General features: G+C 38.9%; 22 protein-coding genes. 15 read left to right on the top strand and 7 right to left on the bottom strand.

The window, feature by feature from the left end:
* The first annotated feature begins 23 nt into the window (after positions 1–23).
* From atpA to ABEG20_RS15700, 6 genes are all read left to right on the top strand, one after another.
* Positions 24–1,598, top strand: a complete 1,575-nt coding sequence (gene atpA / locus ABEG20_RS15725; RefSeq protein WP_138818677.1) for a F0F1 ATP synthase subunit alpha — start codon at positions 24–26, stop codon at positions 1,596–1,598.
* Positions 1,599–1,685: 87 nt separating this feature from the next.
* A complete protein-coding gene (gene atpG / locus ABEG20_RS15720; RefSeq protein ID WP_406824233.1) occupies positions 1,686–2,582 on the top strand; it encodes an ATP synthase F1 subunit gamma in 897 nt (298 codons plus the stop codon).
* A 199-nt stretch (positions 2,583–2,781) separates the two neighbouring features.
* Positions 2,782–3,909, top strand: a complete 1,128-nt coding sequence (locus ABEG20_RS15715; RefSeq protein WP_406824232.1) for an ATP-binding protein — start codon at positions 2,782–2,784, stop codon at positions 3,907–3,909.
* Between the two features lie 28 nt (positions 3,910–3,937).
* On the top strand, positions 3,938–4,702 hold the full coding sequence (locus ABEG20_RS15710) for a 5'-nucleotidase, lipoprotein e(P4) family (protein ID WP_406824231.1): 765 nt from the start codon (positions 3,938–3,940) through the stop codon (positions 4,700–4,702).
* 58 nt (positions 4,703–4,760) lie between these two features.
* The gene (locus ABEG20_RS15705; RefSeq protein ID WP_029278686.1) at positions 4,761–4,979 is read left to right on the top strand and encodes a hypothetical protein; all 219 of its coding nucleotides are present in this window, start codon (positions 4,761–4,763) and stop codon (positions 4,977–4,979) included.
* Positions 4,980–6,000: 1,021 nt separating this feature from the next.
* Positions 6,001–6,891, top strand: coding sequence for a DUF4349 domain-containing protein (locus ABEG20_RS15700; RefSeq protein ID WP_406824230.1), 891 nt, complete (start codon positions 6,001–6,003; stop codon positions 6,889–6,891).
* A gap of 454 nt (positions 6,892–7,345) precedes the next feature.
* On the opposite strand, the gene ruvC is transcribed toward ABEG20_RS15700, so the two are convergent.
* Positions 7,346–7,933 (bottom strand): crossover junction endodeoxyribonuclease RuvC, encoded by a 588-nt coding sequence (gene ruvC / locus ABEG20_RS15695; RefSeq protein ID WP_406824229.1) that lies wholly within the window; start codon positions 7,931–7,933, stop codon positions 7,346–7,348.
* A gap of 40 nt (positions 7,934–7,973) precedes the next feature.
* On the opposite strand from ruvC, the gene ABEG20_RS15690 reads away from it, so the two are divergent.
* Genes ABEG20_RS15690 through ABEG20_RS15680 form a run of 3 tightly spaced genes read left to right on the top strand, consistent with a single transcriptional unit; the run spans position 7,974 to position 11,207 of the window.
* Entirely contained in the window at positions 7,974–8,951 is a 978-nt protein-coding gene (locus ABEG20_RS15690; protein WP_406824228.1) for a lysylphosphatidylglycerol synthase domain-containing protein, read from the top strand.
* Positions 8,929–10,065, top strand: a complete 1,137-nt coding sequence (locus ABEG20_RS15685) for a glycosyltransferase (RefSeq protein ID WP_406824227.1) — start codon at positions 8,929–8,931, stop codon at positions 10,063–10,065. Before ABEG20_RS15690 ends, ABEG20_RS15685 begins: the two co-directional genes overlap by 23 nt.
* Positions 10,065–11,207 (top strand): ABC transporter permease, encoded by a 1,143-nt coding sequence (locus tag ABEG20_RS15680; protein ID WP_406824226.1) that lies wholly within the window; start codon positions 10,065–10,067, stop codon positions 11,205–11,207. Before ABEG20_RS15685 ends, ABEG20_RS15680 begins: the two co-directional genes overlap by 1 nt.
* 53 nt (positions 11,208–11,260) lie before the next feature.
* Here the strand turns inward: ABEG20_RS15680 and ABEG20_RS15675 are convergent, their stop codons facing one another.
* The 5 genes from ABEG20_RS15675 to pgi all read right to left on the bottom strand — a co-directional run bounded on the left by ABEG20_RS15675 (position 11,261) and on the right by pgi (position 15,951).
* Positions 11,261–11,710, bottom strand: a complete 450-nt coding sequence (locus ABEG20_RS15675) for a ubiquinol-cytochrome c reductase iron-sulfur subunit (protein WP_406824225.1) — start codon at positions 11,708–11,710, stop codon at positions 11,261–11,263.
* Positions 11,711–11,736: 26 nt separating this feature from the next.
* Complete coding sequence (locus ABEG20_RS15670; RefSeq protein ID WP_406824224.1) at positions 11,737–12,684, bottom strand: DUF5777 family beta-barrel protein; 948 nt, start codon at positions 12,682–12,684, stop codon at positions 11,737–11,739.
* Positions 12,685–12,689: 5 nt separating this feature from the next.
* Complete coding sequence (locus ABEG20_RS15665; RefSeq protein WP_406824223.1) at positions 12,690–13,232, bottom strand: YceI family protein; 543 nt, start codon at positions 13,230–13,232, stop codon at positions 12,690–12,692.
* A gap of 48 nt (positions 13,233–13,280) precedes the next feature.
* Positions 13,281–13,643: a hypothetical protein gene (locus ABEG20_RS15660; RefSeq protein ID WP_406824222.1), complete on the bottom strand. Its 363-nt coding sequence runs from the start codon at positions 13,641–13,643 to the stop codon at positions 13,281–13,283.
* Between the two features lie 661 nt (positions 13,644–14,304).
* Complete coding sequence (gene pgi, locus ABEG20_RS15655; protein ID WP_406824221.1) at positions 14,305–15,951, bottom strand: glucose-6-phosphate isomerase; 1,647 nt, start codon at positions 15,949–15,951, stop codon at positions 14,305–14,307.
* A gap of 227 nt (positions 15,952–16,178) precedes the next feature.
* Between pgi and ABEG20_RS15650 the strand changes: the two genes are divergently transcribed.
* The 6 genes from ABEG20_RS15650 to ABEG20_RS15625 all read left to right on the top strand — a co-directional run bounded on the left by ABEG20_RS15650 (position 16,179) and on the right by ABEG20_RS15625 (position 22,191).
* On the top strand, positions 16,179–17,483 hold the full coding sequence (locus ABEG20_RS15650) for an amidohydrolase (RefSeq protein WP_406824220.1): 1,305 nt from the start codon (positions 16,179–16,181) through the stop codon (positions 17,481–17,483).
* A gap of 160 nt (positions 17,484–17,643) precedes the next feature.
* A protein-coding gene (gene prfB, locus ABEG20_RS15645; protein WP_406824219.1) for a peptide chain release factor 2 occupies positions 17,644–18,718 on the top strand; the annotation gives its coding sequence in 2 pieces (ribosomal slippage) (positions 17,644–17,703 and positions 17,705–18,718; 1,074 coding nt in all).
* 10 nt (positions 18,719–18,728) lie between these two features.
* Positions 18,729–19,643, top strand: a complete 915-nt coding sequence (locus ABEG20_RS15640; RefSeq protein ID WP_406824218.1) for an alpha/beta hydrolase — start codon at positions 18,729–18,731, stop codon at positions 19,641–19,643.
* A 41-nt stretch (positions 19,644–19,684) separates the two neighbouring features.
* A complete protein-coding gene (locus tag ABEG20_RS15635) occupies positions 19,685–20,485 on the top strand; it encodes a hypothetical protein (protein ID WP_406824217.1) in 801 nt (266 codons plus the stop codon).
* A 334-nt stretch (positions 20,486–20,819) separates the two neighbouring features.
* A complete protein-coding gene (locus ABEG20_RS15630) occupies positions 20,820–21,647 on the top strand; it encodes a glycoside hydrolase (protein WP_406824216.1) in 828 nt (275 codons plus the stop codon).
* Positions 21,648–21,708: 61 nt separating this feature from the next.
* A complete protein-coding gene (locus ABEG20_RS15625; RefSeq protein WP_406824215.1) occupies positions 21,709–22,191 on the top strand; it encodes a CAP domain-containing protein in 483 nt (160 codons plus the stop codon).
* On the opposite strand, the gene ABEG20_RS15620 is transcribed toward ABEG20_RS15625, so the two are convergent.
* On the bottom strand, positions 22,182–23,294 hold the full coding sequence (locus tag ABEG20_RS15620) for a glycoside hydrolase family 18 protein (protein WP_406824214.1): 1,113 nt from the start codon (positions 23,292–23,294) through the stop codon (positions 22,182–22,184). The two genes, ABEG20_RS15625 and ABEG20_RS15620, sit on opposite strands and share 10 nt — an antisense overlap.
* Positions 23,295–23,312: the final 18 nt, after the last annotated feature.

Genomic DNA, 23,312 nt, shown 5'->3' with positions numbered 1-23,312 from the left:
ACAAAAAGATATAAAGTAAAATTATGGTAGAGGTAAGACCAGACGAAGTATCGGCAATTATCAGACAGCAATTGGCGGGCTTCAAATCAGAAACCGAACTGGAAGAAGTTGGTACCGTGTTGCAAGTGGGCGACGGTATTGCCCGTGTTTACGGTTTAACTAAAGTTCAATCGGGAGAGTTAGTTGAATTTGCAAACGGCTTACAAGGTATTGTATTAAACCTTGAAGAAGATAACGTTGGTGTAGTACTTTTGGGTGCTTCAGACGAGATCAAAGAAGGTGATACCATTAAACGTACCAAAAAAATTGCCTCTATTAAAGTTGGTGAAGGTATGCTTGGCCGCGTAGTGAACACTTTAGGTGAACCTTTAGATGGTAAAGGCCCGATCTTGGGTGAAACATACGAAATGCCTTTAGAGCGTAAAGCACCAGGTGTAATTTACCGTCAGCCGGTAAACGAGCCTTTACAAACTGGTATTAAAGCAATCGATGCAATGATTCCAATCGGTCGTGGTCAGCGTGAGTTGGTTATTGGCGACCGTCAGATTGGTAAAACTGCTGTTTGTATTGATACTATCATCAACCAAAAAGAATTTTATGAAGCAGGCCAGCCTGTGTTCTGTATTTATGTAGCTATCGGTCAGAAAAACTCTACCGTTGCCAACATTGTACGTACGCTAGAAGAAAATGGCGCTTTACCATATACCGTTGTTGTTGCTGCTTCGGCTGCAGATCCTGCTCCAATGCAGTTTTATGCTCCGTTTGCAGGTGCTGCAATTGGTGAGTTTTTCCGTGATACCGGTAAACCAGCTTTAATTGTTTATGATGATTTATCTAAACAAGCTGTAGCTTACCGTGAGGTATCTCTATTACTTCGTCGTCCACCGGGCCGTGAGGCTTATCCAGGTGACGTTTTCTACTTACACAGCCGTTTATTGGAAAGAGCAGCGAAAATCAACGCTAACGATGATATCGCTAAAGCAATGAACGATTTACCTGAGTCGATTAAACACATCGTTAAAGGTGGTGGTTCATTAACAGCTTTACCAATTATCGAAACACAAGCGGGTGACGTTTCTGCCTATATCCCAACCAACGTAATTTCAATTACTGATGGTCAGATTTTCTTAGAGTCGAACTTATTCAACTCAGGTATCCGTCCGGCAATTAACGTAGGTATCTCGGTATCACGTGTGGGTGGTAATGCGCAGATTAAATCGATGAAGAAAGTAGCCGGTACTTTAAAGTTAGATCAGGCTCAATACCGTGAGTTAGAGGCTTTCTCTAAATTCGGTTCTGACTTAGATGCTGCAACTAAATCGGTATTAGATAAAGGTGCACGTAACGTAGAAATGCTGAAACAAGCACAGTTCTCTCCGTTTACTGTTGAGAAACAAGTTGCAATTGTGTACGCTGGTACTAAAAACTTAATGCGTAGCGTTCCGGTTAACAAGGTAAAAGAATTTGAAACGGAATTTTTAACCCAATTGGAATTACGTCATCCGGAAACTTTAGCGGCTTTAAAAGCTGGTAAATTTGATGATACCATTACGGGTGTTTTAGATACCGTAGCAAAAGAGATTTCAAGTAAATATTAATAAGATTTGAGACATGAGATTTGAGATTTGAGATTGGGCCGGAAACGTCTCACATCTTACATCTCACATCTCACATCTAAATAAAGAATGGCTAATTTAAAAGAAGTAAGAAACCGGATTGCATCGGTACAGTCAACACAGCAGATTACCAAAGCTATGAAAATGGTTTCGGCAGCTAAGTTGAAGCGTGCTACCAATGCAATTATCGCTTTACGTCCTTATGCAACTAAACTCAAGGAGATTTTAGGTAATCTATCAGCAAGTTTAGAGGGATCGTCATCGCCTTTTATCCAGGAGCGTGAGCCCAATAAGGTTTTAATTGTTACTGTATCGTCCAACCGTGGTTTGGCTGGTGCTTTTAACATGAACGTAATTAAAGCGGCCAATAACTTAATTGCTGAGAAGTATAGCGAACAGTTGAAAAACGGTAATGTGAGCATTATTTCTATCGGTAAGAAAACTCAGGATTTTTACGAGAAACGCAAATACAACGTTATCGGTAACAATAACGAAATATTCTCGGCCTTAACTTTCGAAAATGTAACCAAAATTACAGATGCGATCATGGCTGGTTTTGTTAAAGGCGAGTTTGATAAAGTAGAAGTGGTGTATAATCGTTTTAGAAACGCAGCAGTGCAATTTATTACAACTGAACAGTTGTTACCTTTGCCTAAAGCAGAAGAAACACCGGCAGATCTAAAAACGGATAAGAAAACAACAAACGTTGATTATATTTTAGAGCCTTCGCAAGAAGAAATTGTAGAACAACTAATCCCTAAATCAATCAAAATTCAGTTGTACAAAGCCGTGTTAGATTCTCATGCTTCTGAGCATGGCGCACGTATGACATCAATGGATAAAGCGACTGAAAATGCAGGTGAGTTATTGAAAGCATTAAAACTTTCATATAACCAGGCACGTCAGGCAGCCATTACAACAGAGTTAACTGAGATTGTAAGCGGTGCAGCAGCATTGAACGGATAAGTCAGTCTAAAGTCGGAAGTCTTTAGTCCTCAGCCAAAAAATTATAAAGCCTATTTCTTAATTGAAATGGGCTTTTTTAATGCTTTTTAAACTTCTAATCCAGAATTATTATAATTTTTATGGATTGTAATCCAAAATTATTATGTTTTCTATGGATTGTAATCCAAAATTATTATACTTTTGTGTTGGATTTTTTATTATGATTGTTCGTAAACAGTTGGATTATGCGTTTGCCAGGCTTTTTAAAGGAAAAGCCTTTATCATCTTTGGTCCAAGGCAGACCGGAAAAACTACTTTTGTTGAACAGTTATTGGCAAAGGTTGATAAAAAGACCCTGTACCTCAATGGAGATGATGCTGATGTAAGAGAAACATTAGCTAAACCGAATGCTATACAAATTAGCCAAATGCTTGGTGATTATGAAGTTCTGTTTATTGATGAGGCACAAAGGATAAATGATGTAGGGTTACTGATTAAAATCATTGTAGATCGGTTTAAAAATGTTCAGGTGATTGCAACAGGTTCATCAGCTTTTGAGCTTTCAGGAAAAATAAATGAGCCTTTAACAGGGCGTAAGTATGAAATGATGCTTTTGCCCTTCTCTTATGCCGAACTGGTACATGATACTGATTTTATTACTGAAGAAAGGTCATTGGAACAACGTTTAATTTATGGTTCCTATCCCGAAATCATCAACGATCCACAACATGCAGAAGAACATTTAAAGTTACTTGCAGACAGTTATCTCTATAAGGATCTTTTCACTTTAGAAGATGTTAAAAAACCTTTATTGTTCGAAAAAATTGTGAAGGCTTTGGCACTACAGATTGGTAGCGAAGTTAACTTTTCTGAACTGGCACAACTGGTAAAAGCAGATCAGAAAACAGTTGATAAATACATTAGCCTGCTCGAAAAATCTTTTGTTGTTTTTACCCTGCCAGCATTTTCGGGTAATGTACGCAACGAGATCAAAAAGAATAAGAAAATCTATTTTTACGATACGGGTATTGTAAATGCCATTACACGGAATTTTAACCAGATAGCAAACAGGAACGATGTAGGCGCTCTTTTCGAAAATTATATGATTGGTGAGCGCATGAAATATTTACATCAGCACCAGTTAGAGGCCGAATGTTTTTTTTGGCGTACTACACAACAGCAGGAAATAGATTATATTGAAAAAACAAAGCAGCGGTTTTTAGCTGTGGAGTTTAAATGGAACGAAAGAGGCAAAAATAAAATTCCCACAACTTTTACGCAGGCTTATCCCGATGCAGAAACATTATTGATATCAAAAGCTGACAGGGGAACTTTTTTGAACGGTTAAACTTATCTTTGCAGTATAATATTAATACATGAAAAAATACATCCTCATCATCCTATCGCTTATTCCGTTTTTTGCCACAGCCCAAAATCCGGCAAGAGATTATACCAATGCCGTACTTTGGCAGCAAACTTCGGGCGAGTACCGAGCGTTATGTTTTCAGGCCTACAATTTTGCACGCTTATCTTTAAAAGAAACTTTGTGGGCTGATACGAGTAAAAAGCCAAACTGCGTAATTGTTGATATTGATGAAACCGTTTTGGATAACTCTGCTTTTCAGGGACATGAAATTAAAAAAGGACGAAGTTATGTGCCTGCTGATTGGACAGAATGGACCAGTTTGGCTCAGGCCGATACCGTTCCCGGCGCTTTGGCATTTTTAAAATTTGCGGCTTCAAAAAATATCGAAACTTTTTATGTAAGTAATCGTGATGAAAAGGATTATACGGCTACGTTAAAAAATCTGCAACATTTTGGTTTCCCTTATGCAGATGATGCACATTTAGTCGTTTCGAAAGGAACCTCAAATAAGGAGCCGCGCCGCCAGAAAATTAGCGATACACACAATATTCTACTGTTATGTGGCGATAATTTAAGCGATTTCAGTAACATTTTTTACCGCGAAAATAAAAATACCTTCGGGCAGGTAAATGCCAGTCAGAACTTATTTGGAACAAAGTATATTGTATTGCCAAACCCCATGTACGGGGATTGGGAAAAGCCTTTGTATCAGGGCGAAAAACTTAGTGATAAAGATAAAGCGAAACAAAGGTTAGAACGATTAAAAAGTTACTAAGTTTTTATCATTATTCAGCAATAAGTATTACTTTTGCTGCATCATAAAAATAAACATTATGGAGAACAACGAATTAAAGCACAATACTGAAAGTATGAAAACGGCTAACCAGCCAGGAATTTATAAATTAATGATTTTTGGTGTACTGGTTTGCATGGTGGGTACTTACGCACGTTTCGCTTACGATTCTTGGCAGGTATCATTGGCATCATGGATTGTTTTGTTCATCGGTGCAATTATTGCCATTAAAGGTGTATTCAAAATATTAGACGCATAAGCAATCTGCTATCAAAATATAAAGCCGGTTATGTTTATTCATGACCGGCTTTTTTGTTTTAAGGTATAAATCCGTCAGATTTCAAAAGAAAATAGCTTAGATAAATTTAGTGTTCTTTTTTTGAAAAGCAGGATCCTGTGGCTATCGGTTCCGAAAGCCCTGCCATCCGCTTTACTTCACTGCGTTCGTGTCCGCTCCTGGCAGGTTTAAATTGCTTAGGTACACCTTTCTATGCTAAACCCGACTTGCAGCGGCAGCCCTGATTTTTCATCAGGGCTAAAGCAAAAGGCGGGACTGCTGTAACCCAACTGCTTCTGCATTTGCTTTCCTAAAAATAACAACATAGATTCAAGTATCAAGAGTAGTATTGTTGAAAATGCAATCTTCTTTTTTGAAAAGCATGTTCCTGTGGCTATCGGTTCCGAAAGCCCTGCCATCCGCTTTACTTCACTGCGTTCGTGCCCGCTCCTGTCAGGTTTAAATTGCTTAAGTACACCTTTCTATGCTAAACCCGACTTGCAGCGGCAGCCCCTGATTTTTCATCAGGGCTAAAGCAAAAGGCGGGACTGCAGTAACCCAACTGCTTCTGCATTTGCTTTCCTAAAAATAACAACATAGATTCAGGTATGCATAGTTGTGTTGTTGAAAATGCGATCTTTCTTTTTTGAAAAGCAGGTTCCTGTGGCTATCGGTCCCGAAATCCCTGCCATCCGTTTTACTGCTCTTTGTTCGGTGCCTGCTCCTGTCAGGTTTAAATTTCCTGGGCAGATTTTTCTACACTCAACAAAATAGGTTTTTTATAGTATTCTGATTATAAGGTAATTATTTATTTTCGTTTTTTACTTTATGGAAATGCAGGTTATATCACATCGTTATATAAACATTTTGTTTTTTGGGTTACCTAAAACGCTTTGTAGTATTAAATGAAAAAGAAGGTTACAAAATAACCCAAAACGCAAAACTTCTCATGGCCATTTGAAGCAAATATTTAAAATGATTATTTATTTAGAAACACTCAATCATGAAAAGGAATATTATTGCTATAGCCATAGTTTTAACAATTTTTGGCTGCCAAAAATCGAATGAAAAGTATGCCAGCTCCGACCTCATCGTTGCAAACGAATTAAGAGTGCCTACAGATAGTACTGTTGCTGAAAAAATCATCAAAACTGCTGATATGCGGTTTAGGGTTAAGAATGTCCAAAATACCAAAGAGCAGCTGAGCAAAACGATTAAAGCGGAAGGAGGAACTGTTGCGGAGTTTTCTATCGAAAGCACTGTCCAGGAAACGGATAAAGTAAAACAATCTACAGATTCTTTAAAAGAAATTACAGCCTATCGCACTGAAGGTTATCTGGTGGCGAAGATTCCATCTGAAAAACTAGATGAATTTACCAATACCATTGCAAAAATAGCGGTCTTTGTCGATCACCAATCGATGAAGCTGGACGATCAAAGCATTGCTTATTTGGCCAATAAACTAAAGGCGCAGAATAGAGTTGATGCGGTAGAGAAGATCAATAAAGTAGCGTCTAAGAAAAGTGCCAACGTAGAATCATCTCTTTACATCAAAGACGATTATGTGGATAAGAAAATCGAGAACATGCAGATCGATAGCCGGGTAAAATTCAGTACCATTACCCTTAATTTTTATCAGGATAATACAGTAAAAACCATGATTGTTGCCAATGATAATCTGTATGATTACCGTCCGGCATTTATAAACAGGCTTTGGTTGGGAATTGTAAACGGCTGGACGATTTTTAAAGAGATTATTATTGCTATTTCTAATTTATGGATGTTGGTATTGGTGGGTGTTGTGGTGTTTTTTGTGATAAAACATTTTATCCGGAAGAATAAACTGGCAATGGATGAAGCGACTAAAAACATGATCGATCGGGCCAGGCAATAAGAATCTTTGTACAGTGGTTCGTGTCCGCACGAACCATTTTATAGGATTGCTTCACCCCATTGCCAGCATCCCACGCTTCAGTTCGTAATAAAGAATTAGAGGACGCCTTCAAACGGATTTGTCATGTTGAGCCTGGCAAAACGACCTGTAAAATATTTAAAACAGGTCCATCGACTACGCTACCATTGACAGACTCCGTTAGAATGGTCATCATCTCGACCGGAGCAAGGCGAAGTGGAGAGATCTATTGATTTAGATTTTGCTTCGCAGAGCCTTCGGGTTCTCGACTGTGTTGCACCCGATTGCTATCGGGTCCGCTTGACATGACGGTAACATGAGGGAATTTTTACATGAAGATTAATTACTGTCATTCAGATCGATTTTTATACAATAAATTATCCCTCAGGATGGCAATTCGATATTTATGAGACAGCCTCATAAAATTCATTTAAGATTATTTTTTCGTCTTAGCTGCTAAACCTTTAACCTTGGTTTTATTATCGCTTACAAAAGATTCCCAGCCCGAATAGGTTTTAGATTTACCACCTGAGGTAATTTTCTGAAAGGAATGGCAAACCGCAACAGCCAGTCCATCAGTCGCATCTAAAAACTCGGGTGTTTCTTTAAAATTGAGTAGACGTTGCAACATGGCGGCTACCTGCTCTTTCGTGGCGTTTCCGCTGCCTGTAATGGATTGTTTGATCTTCCGTGGAGAATATTCGGTTACGGGCACATTTCTGGATAGTGCGGCTGCTATGGCAATGCCTTGTGCACGGCCGAGTTTTAGTAGTACCTGGATGTTTTTACCATAAAATGGGGCTTCTATAGCCAGAACATCAGGTTTATACTGTTCCATCAACACTACCGTTTTTTCAAATATCCGCTGAAGTTTAAGAAAAGGATCGTCTAAATGGGTCATTTTAACTACACCCAAACTGATCAGTTCTGTTTTATTTCCCTTTTCCAAAATTACGCCATAACCCATCACTGCAGTGCCCGGATCGATGCCCATAATTACCCGTTCCTTTTTTTCGTTCAACATTACAGCAATATTAAGCATATTTGCAAATAAAAGGAGCATCTTGACAGGCAGGCAAAAGAAAATATTATCGATTTTTATCAAAGTTGCAATTGTAATATTTGCCTTTTGGTTTATTTACCATAAACTGGTTGCAAATAAAAACCTTCAAGATTTCAGTACTTTACTAAAGGGGATCCCTCAGGTAGAAATGATTACGGTAATCGGAATAGTCGTGCTCCTGATGTTTGTAAACTGGTTTTTAGAGGCAGGTAAATGGAAATACCTGATGAGTCATATCGAACCCATCAGTTTTTACAGGGCTATCGAATCTGTTTTTTGTGGTTTAACGCTTGCAATTTTTACGCCCAATAGACTGGGTGAATATGGTGGTCGCGTATTTTTCCTTTCCCCTCGCAGAAGAATTGTCGGGATAGTTGCGATGAGTGTGGGTAGTATCGGTCAATTGGTGCTGACCAACGTTTTTGGAACTATTGCAGCTTGTTTTTTCTTATACCGCTTTATTCCGATTGATAAGGTACTATTTATTGCTTTGGTTTTTTTTGCGGTAATTTTTGGTCTGTTTTTTCTGATCTTTTATTTTAATATCCGCTGGTTGAATGGGATTTTGTTGTCTTTCAGATTCACCCGAAAATATAAGAAATTTTACAGTATTTTAGCCAGGTACCGAAAAAAAGAACTCTTTAAAATTATTGGTTACTGTTTTGCCCGTTACCTGATATTCAGTTCACAATATTTTATTCTTTTTGTTTGGCTGGTGCCGGGATTGCATTATGCGGATATTGTAATGATGACCTGTTTGTTATTTTTGGTACAGTCGGCATTACCTTCATTGGATCTTTTTGATGTAGGCATCAGGAGTGTAACTGCGGTTGAATTATTTAAACATGTAACAGATCAGCATGCGGCAGTTATTGCATGTACTGCCAGTATTTGGCTCGTTAATATTATAATTCCTGCTATCTTAGGCACTTATTTCGTTTTTAAACTTAATTTTTTTGGAAGTCTTAAATCTAACTAGTTTATTTTCTGCTGCTTTAACCTTAATTTATGGGTTTTTGGTGCTTAATTTTATAAGAGGGTGGCATAACCTGATCTATTTTACCCCACAAAAATCTGATCCTCAAACCAGGGTTTCTATCATTGTTGCTGCAAGGGATGAGGAAGCAAATATCAATAAAACAATTGATGATCTGATTGCTCAGCAATATCCAAAAGCTTTGACAGAGATTATCATTATTGACGACCATTCTACCGATAGAACAGCAGAAATTGTGTTAAGTTATGCCGATCGTAATGTGAAACTAATTAAATTAAATGAAGATCGGGCATTAAACTCTTATAAGAAAAAAGCCATACAAACCGCTATCGGTACCTGCTCCGGTGATTTGATTATAACCACAGATGCCGATTGCAGGATGGGATCTGGTTGGTTAGCTACGATTGTAAATCTGTATGAAGAGAAAAACTATAAAATGATTTCTTCACCTGTAGCTTATTTTCAGGAAAAGAGTTTCTTTGAGCGGTTACAATCCTTAGAATTTCTTTATCTGATTGGTTTAGGCGCCTCTACCATCGGAAATAAGCAACCATCAACCTGTAATGGTGCAAATCTGGCCTACGAAAAAACAACTTTTTATGAAGTTGGGGGCTTTCAGGGGATAGATGATCTGGCATCGGGCGATGATGAACTGCTGTTGCATAAAATTGCAGCAAAATATCCAGATCAGATCGGTTTCCTCAAAAATAGGGAAGCCATTGTGTATACCCACGCAAAAGAGACATTGGGGGCATTTATCCAGCAACGTAAACGCTGGGCTTCGAAGAGTACCCGTTATAAAAATAAGGCTATTATCGTATTAGGGGTACTGATTTGGATCTTTAACCTTTCTATTCTCGCAAATTTTATTGCCGGACTTTTTATTCCGGGGTTTTTAGCCGTCGCATTTTATCAGTTGTTGGTTAAAATGGTTTTAGAAACACTATTTTTATGGGATGTAACGGGATTTGCCAAGAGGCGCAGTTTACTTATTTTAATACCTGTTTTAAATGTGCTTCATGTAATTTACATGGTGTACATCGGCATTGCCGGAAATAGTGGTAAATACAATTGGAAAGGCAGAATGGTTAGATAATGGATAATAGCCCATCAAAAAAAGTATGGTTAAAGTTTAAGCGGAATAAGCTGGCCTTCGGCGGGCTGCTCTTTATCTTACTATTGATGCTAATGGGTATTTTGGGTTATTTGATTATGCCGGACGATTCTCCAAATGCGAATGTACAAACGCTCCAGTTGAACAAAAAGAAACCTGGCAGCACCTTTACTTTTTTAATTACCAGCCAGAACCCCAAAGTAGAAAAAGTTAACTTTTTTGAGAGAATGCTCAATGGGCAAACGCCTACTTTTAAAAGCATTCCAATCACTTCTTACCAGATAAAAGGCGATGCAGTTTTTGTTCAGGAATATATTGGTGATGACGAAAAAGCAAAAGAAACCAGATATGAACTGAAAGATTTGTGCCCAAGTTGTGTTTTGCCTTCAAAAACAGGGACATCACAAGCGCTTTTTAAAGAAAATAACATCTATACACGCACCTATATTTTAGGAACTGATATTTATGGACGTGATTTATTAAGCCGGTTGATTTTAGGCATCCGTGTTTCATTATCTGTAGGTTTAATGGCCGTTCTAATCTCACTCTTTATCGGGGTGAGTTTAGGTGCCCTTGCAGGATATTTTGGTGGCAGGATAGATGCCTTTATCAGCTGGTTTATGAATGTGGTTTGGTCGCTACCCTCGTTACTGCTCGTTATTGCGATTTCATTTGCCTTAGGGAAGGGGTTCTGGCAGATATTTATCGCGGTAGGTTTATCAACCTGGGTAGATGTGGCCAGACTGGTACGCGGGCAGGTGATGGCTTTAAAAGAAGTAGAATTTGTAGAAGCGGCAAGGGCCCTGGGTTTTAGTACAGCCAGAACCATTATCAAGCATATATTGCCCAATATCGCCGGTCCGATTTTGGTGGTTGCGTCTTCTAATTTTGCATCGGCCATATTGCTGGAAACCGGATTAAGCTTTTTGGGCTTTGGTGCACAACCACCCATGCCAAGCTGGGGCAGTATGATCAAAGAGCATTATGGCTACATTATTATGGATGCAGCTTACCTTGCCGTTTTGCCAGGTTTAGCCATTATGTTTACGGTTTATGCTTTTAATGTGCTTGCAATAGGTTTACGGGATGCCTTTGATGTTAAAGGACAAAATGTAACGGTTTAATCATAAAAAAAGCAGTACCCATTGTGATACTGCTTTTCCTTAAAATCAAAAGCTTAGGCTGTTGCGGTCAGTTTATTCCCTGAAACAGTAAGCGGATATACTTTCAATGCACTGGTAGTTCCACCGCCATTCGGTTGAGCTAAAATGCTGCCTGAAGTGGTATACCTCGAACTATGTAAACCACATTGAATATAATTACTGTCCTGAATAAATGTTAGTGTTCCCCCCTGGTGTGGACAAACCGCCTGTGTGGCGACAAACGAAGTACTGGCATTACCTGCTGCAATGCGGATAAATAATATGCTGTTTACCGTGACAGATGCACCAACAGTTAATAATTGTGTGCTCAGGTCAACACTTGCTGTAGTACCTGAAGGAACACCACCATTTGGGTTGTTAGGTTCTAGTGCATCACTTTTTTTTCCGCAAGCAGAAAAGCAAGCTCCGGTACAAACCATGGCAACACCCAGTCCCAATGATTTAATAAATTCGTTACGTTCCATAATCGTTTAGTTTTATTGAATTTGGTCTATTTTGCTTTTTTTTTGTCAAATGAAAATCTCCTTGCTATACTGAAGCCCCAACGGTATTGCCCTTTAAGCCATGAAGTATTGGTGTCGGTAATAAACTGCGATTCCTGAATGGCAGTTGCATTGGTGAAATTAAGGTGAAAAATATGCCCACCCGTTTCAAATTCCAATCCGGCACCAAGCGTTTTGTAGTATTTTGTGCCCAATGTGCTTTCGAGATAAGCTTCTTTGTTTTTATCCCTGAAGGGAATGGTATAATCTGCTACAAAAGCCATGCGTTTGGTGATTTTGATACGTCCACCAACGGATAAGGCAAGCATATCGTTCTGATCACCAAAAACAGTAAAATTGCGGTGTACATAGGATGGCATGATCAGCATTGAAAAGTTTGAATTAAACTTACGGGCAATCACCGCCTGCGCTACATAGGTTAAGCGGTCTTTAAATCCGCCAAATGCATTTGCAGCAGTAGGATCTGTTGAAGCTTTCGCAGCTGAAATGGTGGTACTACCGAATAAAGTTACTGCCACAGGTATTTTATCATCAGCAGTTTGCTCCAGCAAGCGGTATTTTAAGTTTCCTTCATAAAGCTGTGTAACTACACCAGCTCCTTTTGCCCTTGCTAAACCTACGGATAGCCTATCACTGATCCCATATTCAAAACCAATGCGGATATCTGTTGACTGATCTAGTCCAAAAAAGTTTTTGGTACCACCTGCACTGCCTGCAATATCGCCAAAACGGTGATCTACCCTAAAATCCAGTTCATTTTTATAAATGGTTTCGTTGGTTTGGATATTGATGAGTTTGGGTGCTTTAAAAGTAGCCTGTACATTCCTTTTTTCAGTGGGCATTTGCAATGCTTTCTCGAGCGAATCTTGTGCAAAAGCCAAAGCAGGCAGGAGGGTAACAGATAGGTACAAAAAAGATTTTAGATGTAATTTCATAAATTTTATTTTTTGGATGGATAAATAGCAGTCACTTTTACCTGGATGGTTTCTGCAATCTGCTTAAAAACGATCGTTGGGATTTTGATGTCATGATCGTCCAGTTTTACATTAAACGTAGACGTGGCTTTCACTTCATCAGCAGTAATGACCAGCGATCCTTTTGTGGTATACGCTTTGGTTACGCCATGGATCTGCAGGTTGCCCTTAACCGTTACCGAATAAGTGCCGGGTTTTGAAAAATCGATTTGTTCTACAATTTTTCCTTTAAAATCAGAAGTAGGATACTTATCACTTTCTATATAATTTTCGTTAAAATGCTCCTGCATCAGTTTTTTCTTAAACTGAAAAGAGGTATTGTTGATTTTAAAAATGACATCATTGGTTTTGGTATTGAGCGCAGAAGCACCTGTTTTGCTCTGTGCGTCGATATCTTCTACAGGTGTAGAAGAAAAAAACGAAGAATTAACGCTTTTGCTTACCAGGATCTGTGCTTTTATGCCTGTGCATAAAAATAGGGCTGTTAATGTTAACAATAATTTTTGCATCTGTAATGTATTTAAGTTTTGAATAAAACCGGCGTTAAATTAGATGGGTTATTCCGGCATGCCCTTGTCAAACCATGCCTGTAGCAGTTCTCTTTCGTTTGTTGTTAAAGAGCCTCCTTTGGGCATCGTTTTGGTAACCAATACACTATTGGCTACACGGCTATCATTTTTAACAGAGGCTATACCATTAAATAACCAAACAGATTTAATTGCTCCGCTTGGGCCATGGCAACTGTTACATTTGGTTTGGAAAAGTGCACCCGCAAAATTGGTATAGGTTACATTGGCAGTGGTTACTGCGGTTGGACCCGTTGGTGTTGTTGGTTTTAATTCTTCCGCTTGTCTTTTAGAACAGGCAAAAAGTATGGCCGTAATTGTGACTAACGAAAAGATTGCATTTTGTTTTTTCATAGCTATTTAATTAAGGGTAAAATTGGTGATGGATTCATTTTATATATCCTCATGTTCGATTGTGCCTGCAATTGAAATCTTTATGCCCGATGGCCAGTCTTTAGTTTATGTTCTGCTTATTTAAAAACATAACCTTATTTCGTATTCATCATGGTTATGTAATTTCTATTGAAATCTTAACCTTTACGTGGGTTGATCGGGAATGGTTGCCTGGAAAAAAAATAAAAAAGCCGTTCCGATTTTACATCAGAACGGCTTTCGGGATAAACTATATTTTAGCCAAAATGAAATCTTTTGTCTTTAAGGGCAGATTAACTTTAGTATCTTTAATTAAAGCTTAAGGAGCTTAACACTTTTGGGTTTAAACGCTGATTGAGTTGTTAAGAACCTGAATTCTATTAATATTGCCTATCGTTAGCTTATACCATCTTTTTTTATTAATCGGCCTTCACCCTGAATTCATTTCAGGGGCTTTCCGGCTAAAAGATGCTGAAACAAGTTCAGCATGACGAATTGGTCAGGGATTGGGTGTTTATAAGATGGTAGTTTAGTTAAAAATTACCAGGTTCGGGTGAAGAGATAAATTGATTTTTCACGAGTTTGAAACAATGGTCACTATGGGATTAAAATAAAAAAGCGAGCATTAAGCTCGCTTCTTATTTTATCTCCAGGTTTTATATTGGTTAATTAAGCCGTTGGTAGAACTATCGTGGCTTGAAACTTTTTCGCTGCCCGCCAGTTCGGGAAGAATTTTTTTGGCCAGTTGTTTACCCAGTTCCACTCCCCATTGGTCGAAACTAAAGATATTCCAGATAATCCCCTGAACAAATATTTTATGCTCGTAAATGGCTACTAAGCTCCCTAATGTATAAGGAGTTACTTTCTTCAATAATATGGAGTTTGTTGGGCGATTGCCTTCAAAAACTTTAAATGGCGCAATTTTTTCAATTTCTGAATCAGATTTACCTTCTTTCTTTAATTCGGCTGTTACTTCTTCTTCGGTTTTACCGTTCATTAAAGCTTCAGTTTGTGCAAAGAAATTTGATAATAAGATAGGATGATGATCGCCCAATGGATTTAAGCTTTGTGCCGGCGCAATAAAATCAGCAGGAATAATTCGCGTGCCCTGATGAATTAACTGATAAAAGGCGTGCTGACCATTCGTACCGGGTTCACCCCAGATAATGGGTCCGGTTTCATAATCAACCTCATTACCATTTCTATCAACATGTTTGCCATTGCTTTCCATATCACCTTGTTGGAAATAAGCGGCAAAACGGTGCATGTACTGGTCATATGGTAAAATGACCTGCGTTTCTGCATTGTAGAAATTAATATACCAAACGCCCAGCAAACCTAGTATTACGGGCAGATTATTTTCAAATTCTGCAGTTCTAAAGTGGTTGTCTGTAGCATGGGCACCAGCCAGTAGCTGTTTAAAGTTGTCGAAACCTATACTCAACGATATAGACAAGCCGATGGCGCTCCATAAAGAATAACGACCGCCAACCCAATCCCAAAATTCGAACATGTTTTCGGTATCGATACCAAAAGCAGAAACGTCTTTCGCGTTGGTCGATAATGCTGCAAAGTGTTTGGCAATATCACTTTCTTTGCCACCTTTTTCCAGAAACCAGTTACGGGCAGAGTGTGCGTTCGTCATGGTTTCTTGTGTAGTAAACGTTTTTGATGCGACCAGGAATAAAGTAGTTTCAGCGTTTAAACCAGCTAATGTTTCGGCGATGTGTGTACCATCGATATTGGAAATAAAGTGAATATTTAAATGGTTTTTATAGTGTTTTAAAGCTTCGGTCACCATTACCGGTCCCAAATCAGAGCCTCCAATACCAATATTCACTACATCGGTGATGGCTTTGCCGGTATAACCGCTCCATTCACCGCTAATGATGCTGTTGCTAAACTTTTCCATTTTAGCCAATACAGCATTTACTTCGGGCATCACATCTTTGCCATCAACTAAAATTGGGGTATTGCTTAAATTACGTAAGGCGATGTGAAGCACAGAACGGTCTTCAGTTTCATTAATTTTATCACCATTGTACATTGATTTTATGGCTTCATCCAATTTACACTCTCGTGCCAATTGAATCAATAATGCTAATGTTTCATCGCTGATGCGGTTCTTGCTATAATCCAGTAAGATATCTTCAAAAAAAACAGAAAATTTATTGAAACGATCTGCATCTTCAGCAAAAAGATCTTTAATGCTTTTTTGATTAATATCTATAAAATGATCGGCTAAATACTTGTACGCCTCAGTTTCTGTGAAATTTATTTTAGGTAACATAATCTTTGTTTTTTTGTAAAAGTAATAAAGCAAAAATTTAAAATGGTCTTTTTAATGTGCTAAATCATTAAGAATTTTACTTTATGGCAGACATTGTGGAAGACTAAGTATGGCAATTCAATATTTTATTTAGCCGCTTAATATTTTCTAAGTACCTGTTTGGTGTTTCAATTCCATCTCTCCATAAAAATGTTTAGCTTAGAACACCTAAACTAAACTAACCCATTATGAAAAAAATATACCTGATCGGTTTTTCTCTGCTGGCATTAAATGCTTTTGCGCAAAAATCAAATTTAAGGCCATTAGTCTCGAAGAAAGCAGATGCCATAGAACAAAAAGTAATTACCTGGAGACGTGATTTTCACGAACATCCTGAACTGGGGAATACTGAAGTAAGAACAGCTGGTATTATTGCTAAACATTTGGAATCGTTAGGCATACAGGTAAAAACGGGGGTGGCCAAAACCGGGGTGGTTGGTGTATTAAAAGGTGGGAAGCCCGGACCGGTAGTGGCACTTCGGGCTGATATGGATGGCTTGCCTGTTACCGAGCGGGTTGATATTCCGTTTGCTTCGAAAGTGACGACACGATATAATGGACAGGAGGTTGGCGTAATGCATGCCTGCGGACATGATAGTCATGTGGCTATTTTAATGGGTGTAGCAGAAGTGCTGGCATCGATGCAAAAAGATATTCAAGGTACGGTGAAATTCATATTTCAGCCCGCTGAGGAAGGTGTGCCTGCGGGGGATGAAGGTGGTGCAGCGTTAATGATAAAAGAGGGCGTACTCGAAAATCCTAAAGTTGATGTCATTTTTGGCCTGCATATCAATTCACAAACTGAGGTTGGGGATGTAACCTATCGCCCGGGTGGTACCATGGCTGCCGTAAACGATATGAAAATTACGGTTACCGGCAGACAGGCACATGGAGCATACCCATGGAGCAGTATTGATCCCGTGGTGGTTTCGGCTCAGATTATCAATAACCTGCAAACCATTGTTAGCCGCAATTTAAATGTTACCGAGAATCCGGGTGTGGTTACCATTGGTGCCATTAACGGTGGTGTTCGATCGAATATTATACCTGAAAAAGTAGAAATGCTCGGTACTGTTCGTAATTTCAGTAAAGAAGATGAGGCCATGTTTATCGAACGGATAAAAACCATTGCCACCAAAACAGCCGAGGCAGGTGGCGCAACAGCCGAAGTGAAAATCCCTTACAGTAACCATTATCCCGTTACCTTTAACAATATTGCACTTACCGAAAAAATGTTGCCAAGCATGCAGGCTACTGCTGGTGCTGATCATGTCAAATTAAAACCGCCTGTTACCGGTGCTGAAGATTTCTCTTTCTTTCAGGAAAAAGTACCTGGCTTATTTGTGTTTTTAGGGGGCATGCCAAAAGGCAAAGATCCGTTAAAAGCCGCTTCGCACCATACCCCAGATTTTTACCTGGATGAAAGTGGTTTCGTATTAGGGGTTAAATTACTTTCCAATCTAACGTTAGATTATATGGCTATGAAAAAATAAGCGTTGGTTTATTAGTTCAATAGTCATTGGTTCATTAATCATGGTGCCTAATGATTAAAAAGAAAATAAAATTGGTTAACAAACATTAAAAGGAGTGGTTTCAATTGAAATCGCTTTCCGTCATGCGCTATGCTCAAAGCGATTTCCTATATTTGTTTCCATGACAAAAGAACAGGTTCAGGATTTAAGAGACAGGGTAACGTCTCTGAGGAGGTATCTTTGACGTTGATGAGCTACTTTACGCCATTAGCGAAGAAGAAAAATTAACCATGGCGCCCGATTTCTGGGACGATCCAAAAAAAGCAGAAAAAATTCTGGCAGAAATCAGTTCAAAGAAAAAGTGGACTGATGGTTTTAACGAAACCCATAATGCGGTTGAGGATGCAGCTGTGATGTTCGATTTTTTTCAATCCGGAGACGCTTCGGAAGCCGAAATGAAAGAGCAGTTCGACATCGCGAAACAAGCTGTAGAAGATCTCGAACTCAAGAACATGCTGCGCAGTAAAGAAGATCAGCTTTCGGCCGTTATGCAGATTACTGCTGGCGCCGGTGGTACCGAGAGTTGCGATTGGGCTTATATGCTGATGCGGATGTACCTGATGTGGGGCGAGAAAAACGGCTACAAAATTACTGAACAGGATAGTCAGGAAGGGGAGATTGCAGGAATTAAATCGGTAACCCTCCAGTTTGACGGCGATTTTTCTTACGGCTACCTTAAAGGCGAAAATGGTGTTCACCGTTTGGTACGGATATCGCCTTTTGATTCCAATGCCCGCAGACATACCTCTTTTGCTTCGGTATATGTTTATCCTTTGGTTGATGATACCATTCAGATTGATATTAACCCAGCCGATATTGAATTTGAAACGTTCAGGGCTGGCGGTGCTGGCGGACAAAATGTAAACAAGGTTGAAACCGCTGTGCGTTTATACCACAAACCATCAGGCATTATTATTAAAAACCAGGAATCGCGTTCGCAGTTACAGAATAAAGAAAATGCCATCCGTTTGCTCAAATCGCAATTATTCGAAATCGAAGAACGGAAGCGTAACGAGGCCATTGCTGCTGTCGAAGGATCGAAGAAAAAGATAGAATGGGGTTCGCAGATCAGGAGTTATGTGTTGGACGACAGGCGTGTGAAAGACCACCGTACCAATTACCAGACTTCTAACCCCGATGCAGTGTTAAACGGTGATATCAATGATTTTTTAAAGGCTTATTTAATGGAGTTTTAATCTAAAACAAATGGCAAAATCATCAATCCTTATCATGTTATTGTTTATGGCAATTAGCTATTCGAATGCACAAGAAGTAATCCCATTATATACTGGCGACATTCCAGGTGCAAAACCTACGCCAGCAACCTATGTAGAAAATACAGAAGTACGTTCAAATGGTACGTTAAGTGTTACAAAAGTATCTATACCTACAGTAACGGTTTTTGAAGCGCCTAAAAATATTGCCACCGGAACGGCCGTAATTATCTGCCCGGGTGGCGGTTATGGTGCTTTGGCCTTTAGCCATGAAGGAACCGATGTAGCCAGGCGCTTTAATGCCATTGGTGTTACTGCATTTGTATTAAAATACCGTTTGCCGAGCGATGAAATTATGGTTGATAAAACCTACGGACCGCTGCAGGATGCACAAAAAGCCATTTACCTGGTTAGAAAGAATGCCAAAAAATATGGAATCAAGACCAGGAAGATTGGGATTATGGGTTTTTCTGCTGGTGGACATTTTGCTTCAACTTTGGTAACCCATTATAATGATCTTAAAATTTCTAACCCTGAAAAGATAAATCTGAGGCCAGATTTTGCTGCTTTAATTTATCCGGTAATCAGTTTCGAAGAATCGGTGCATACAGGTACCATGAAGAATTTACTGGGACCAAATCCTCCCGATAGTTTAAAACATTATTTCTCGGCCAATAAAAATGTAAATCAAAAAACGCCTCCTGTTTTCTTTGTGCATGCCAAAGACGATAAAACGGTGCCCTACGAAAATAGTGTACTGATGAATGCAGCCCTAAAGCAACATCAGATAGATACTGATATTTACCTCTATGAAAAAGGTGCCCATGGCTTTGGCCTGATCAACAAAACTTCTGATGTAGACTGGTTTAACTTGTTGGCGCAGTGGATAAAAAAAGAGAAATTTTAATATCTTTGCTGGATATTTTAACCTCTTAACCGGAAATCTTAATGCAAAAAACAATTAAATATGTGATGGTAACCCTGGTTGCTGCCATAGCAGTGGCGGGCTGTAAAAAAGAAATTAACTGGAATGCCAGGCCTGATCTTAATGGAAATGGCTGCAAGCTGACGAGTTTAAAGACCGACTTTGGTACACTGGGCGAAGTTGAAATCAGCTATAAATATGATGCATCTGGTAAATTGATCAGTGCAACGAGTGATGGGGAAACCATGACTTATACTTATTCCACTACTAAAATTACCGGTACGTTAGAAAATGGTGAAAAAACAGAACTTACCCTGGCAAACGGTAGGGCTGTTTCCAGTTATATGTCTGATTTTTTCCCAGGGGTAAGTGCTACGAGGACCTATACCTATAATGCTGATGGTTATTTAACGGTTGTTAAAAGCTATTTAGGAAATATTCTGAATTCAACTGCCGAACTTAGCTATACAGGTGGTAATTTGACACAGGAGAAAGTAACCTATGCCGAAGATGGAAGTGTAGAGACAATTACTCATGAATATTCTGGTGAGGTGGCGGTAAATGCATACCAGATGGCTGATCCACTTGCTGCCATTGTAGATTATGTGCCAGGGAACTATTTTGGAAAACCATCTAAAAATGTACTCAAAAAAACTTTTACAACTTCTAATAAGCTATCTGGAGTAGATACAGAAGAATATAATTATGTTTTTGATAGTAAAGGTAATGCAACTTCCATTGTGATCAAAAACTATACTAATAACGGTGGCAGTGCAACCGATGCATCTTTAACCACATTAAGTTTAGTTTATAACTGTAAATAGGATTTAAACTTTAGTAAAAGCCTGATCATAAATTAATGGTCGGGCTTTTACTTTTATATAGCTTTTACTTATTTCAGCATAAACTACAACGCTCATTTTACCACCCTATTTTTACGATTTACCCCCTTATAAATGGGATATGATTTGTATATATTTGATTACATTAAAGTAAGTTTTACTCTTGGTGAGTTGTTAATAATTTAGAAAATACCGGGTTAAAATACAAAAGGGTTTACAATTTTGAACGTAAGCGTAATTGTATCTCAGTTTTTATGAATTAACATCAAGTGAATTGCTTTACAATTAACCAAATATTTACCTAATTCAAAAAAAAATGAGTAAAGAAAAAATGAAATGGTGCCTACTGTTGGTATGCCTGTTTACCGGATTTTTATCTTGTAAGAAAGATAAGTCTGATGTTAAATCTGATAGCGGTCAGGTCAAAGCCTGGGAAACCTTAATTGATGGCAATTCTTTTGCGAGCTACACTAATTTTGAGGCCCAATGGAATTATAACTATCCTTGGGGTACCGATCATAATGGTTCGGCCCGTATGGTAGGCAGCTCTTCTAATCATAATCAAATCGCTTTAAGCGGTGGCGTATTAACCATTAAAGCTACCCGTTTGGCATCATCGCCAGGAAACAGTACAGCAAATGGTTTTACCAATGTGGCCATTTGGTATAATTCTGGTGCATGCCATGCCAAGCAACAGGTGCTTATTAACGATCAGTTCCCGAGTTATACCATCTCAGGAGATTTTGCCGTGCCTACGAGTAAGGGTACCTGGCCTGCATTCTGGATTACCGGAGTAAATTCCTGGCCACCGGAAAGCGACATTATGGAATTTAAAGGCAACAACACCAATTGGCAAAACACTTATGACGGTGGTTGGGAAAATAAACTTACAACAGTTTCTAATGCAGGTTCTTATCATAATTACAAATGCTGGTATAACAAAGTAAGTGCAACTGATGTAGATTGCCATTATTATATTGATAATGTTTGGGTAGCCAAGCATACGATGAGTAATTCGGTAAATAAACCGATGTGGCTGATTATTAACATGCAAATGGAGGGCGATAGTGGTTCACCTGGCCCATCCGGCAATACTTTTTATACAGGTAAAAATATTTACCTGGGCAGGGAAAGGGCTTTTTAGATAATAAATAACAATTCATTTTGGAGGCAGCCTTACAGTTGCCTCCATTGGAGTATAATATATGAACAAATACCTCATTGTGTTTGGTGTTACCTTAATCTGTATTTTATCGGTGCAGTGCAAAAAGGATGAAATAGCCGTACCGGAAAATAATCTTGTACTCCTGGTTAACAAAATTAACCAGATAAGACAGCACGGATGTAATTGTGGCGTTGAATATATGGCTCCCGTGCCTGTTTTAAACCTGAATAATCAGTTACAAACTGCGGCTATCATGCATGCAAAAGATATGGCTGAGCAAAATTATTTTGATCATTTATCTCCAGATGGGGGTACGCCTGCCGAACGTGCAATAAGCGCAGGCTATAAAGGCGATTTCAGGGCAGAAAATTTAGCCAGGGGGTATAGCGAAGTAAACCAGGTCATTAACGCGTGGAAAGCCAGTGTAAGCCATTGCAAAGCCATGATGGATGCTAAGAGTAAAGAAGCAGGTGCCGGTATGGCGCAAAATTACTGGGTAGTAACCTTCGGGAGTTATTTATAACCTTTTATCGTTTTATCAATTACATCCAGCAGGCCATTACTATAGGTATCATTAGCCAATTCCCAAAACATAATGCCATTTAAGTTTTGATCCATTACATATTTGGTTTTTAAAGAAACTGATTTAGGATCATCAAAGGTGACGAAATACCGCGTTTGTGGATTATAATAGTAGGGCGCTTTGGCTGTCTCATCCCAGTAATAAGTATAGCCATTTTCAGTCGAAAACTGTTTATTGAAATCCTTATAACCAATACCATTTAAAAATTTTGTTGGCTGATATAAGCCGTGGTTCGCATCGCTGGTATTTTCAAAAATACGGGCATAAAATGCGGCTCCTAAAGCAATTTTTTGTGCGGGTACACCTAAACCGGTTAATGTTTTTACCGCATAATCTGCAGATAAAGTTTGTTGTGGTGTAGAGTACAATGGAGAATGGTGGCCACTTTGGGTTGCATACCCACTTACCAGATCGTAACTCATTACATTTACCCGGTTTACTAACGGCATTACCTGATCCCATTCAAAGCAAGAGTCAATACAGTTTTTTGTGCCTCCTGCTGCAAAACTAATTTCTGCTTTTTTACCGAGTTTATTTCTCAGTTCTTTAATCAATAAAGTAAAGTTGTGTTTGTCATCTGTTGTATACCGATGCCCGGGATAACCCGAAACTGCCGGATATTCCCAATCGATATCTATACCATCGGCCTTAAAGAAATCTAATAGTGCTTTGGTGGTTTTAACGAATGTTTTTCGTCCTTCATCTCTGCTAAATACCTCCGAACAAGAAGCACAGGCACCCCACCCACCCATAGCAATCATCACCTTTAAATTGGGATTACGTTTTTTCATCCCGACCATTTTAGAAATTAAAGCCGAATCTTTAGCTGCCGTGATGTTTAAACTATCGCCCTTTAAATGCCCGAAACTGTAAATCAGGTGACTGATCTTTTCAATCGGAAAACTATCGATAACTGATTCTCCCTGTCCGGTATAGTAAGCAATAACGTTTGGTTTAACTATTTTTTGTGCTTTTAGGCTGCCAGCGGAAAGCATTAAGGCTATCAGGCAAATTCCAGGTAGATTACTGATCTTTTTATACACGGGGCTAGGCTATTTAGG

Source organism: Pedobacter sp. KACC 23697, assembly GCF_045348445.1.
Taxonomy (GTDB): Bacteria; Bacteroidota; Bacteroidia; order Sphingobacteriales; family Sphingobacteriaceae; genus Pedobacter.
This window is presented reverse-complemented; position numbering and strand designations above follow the sequence as displayed.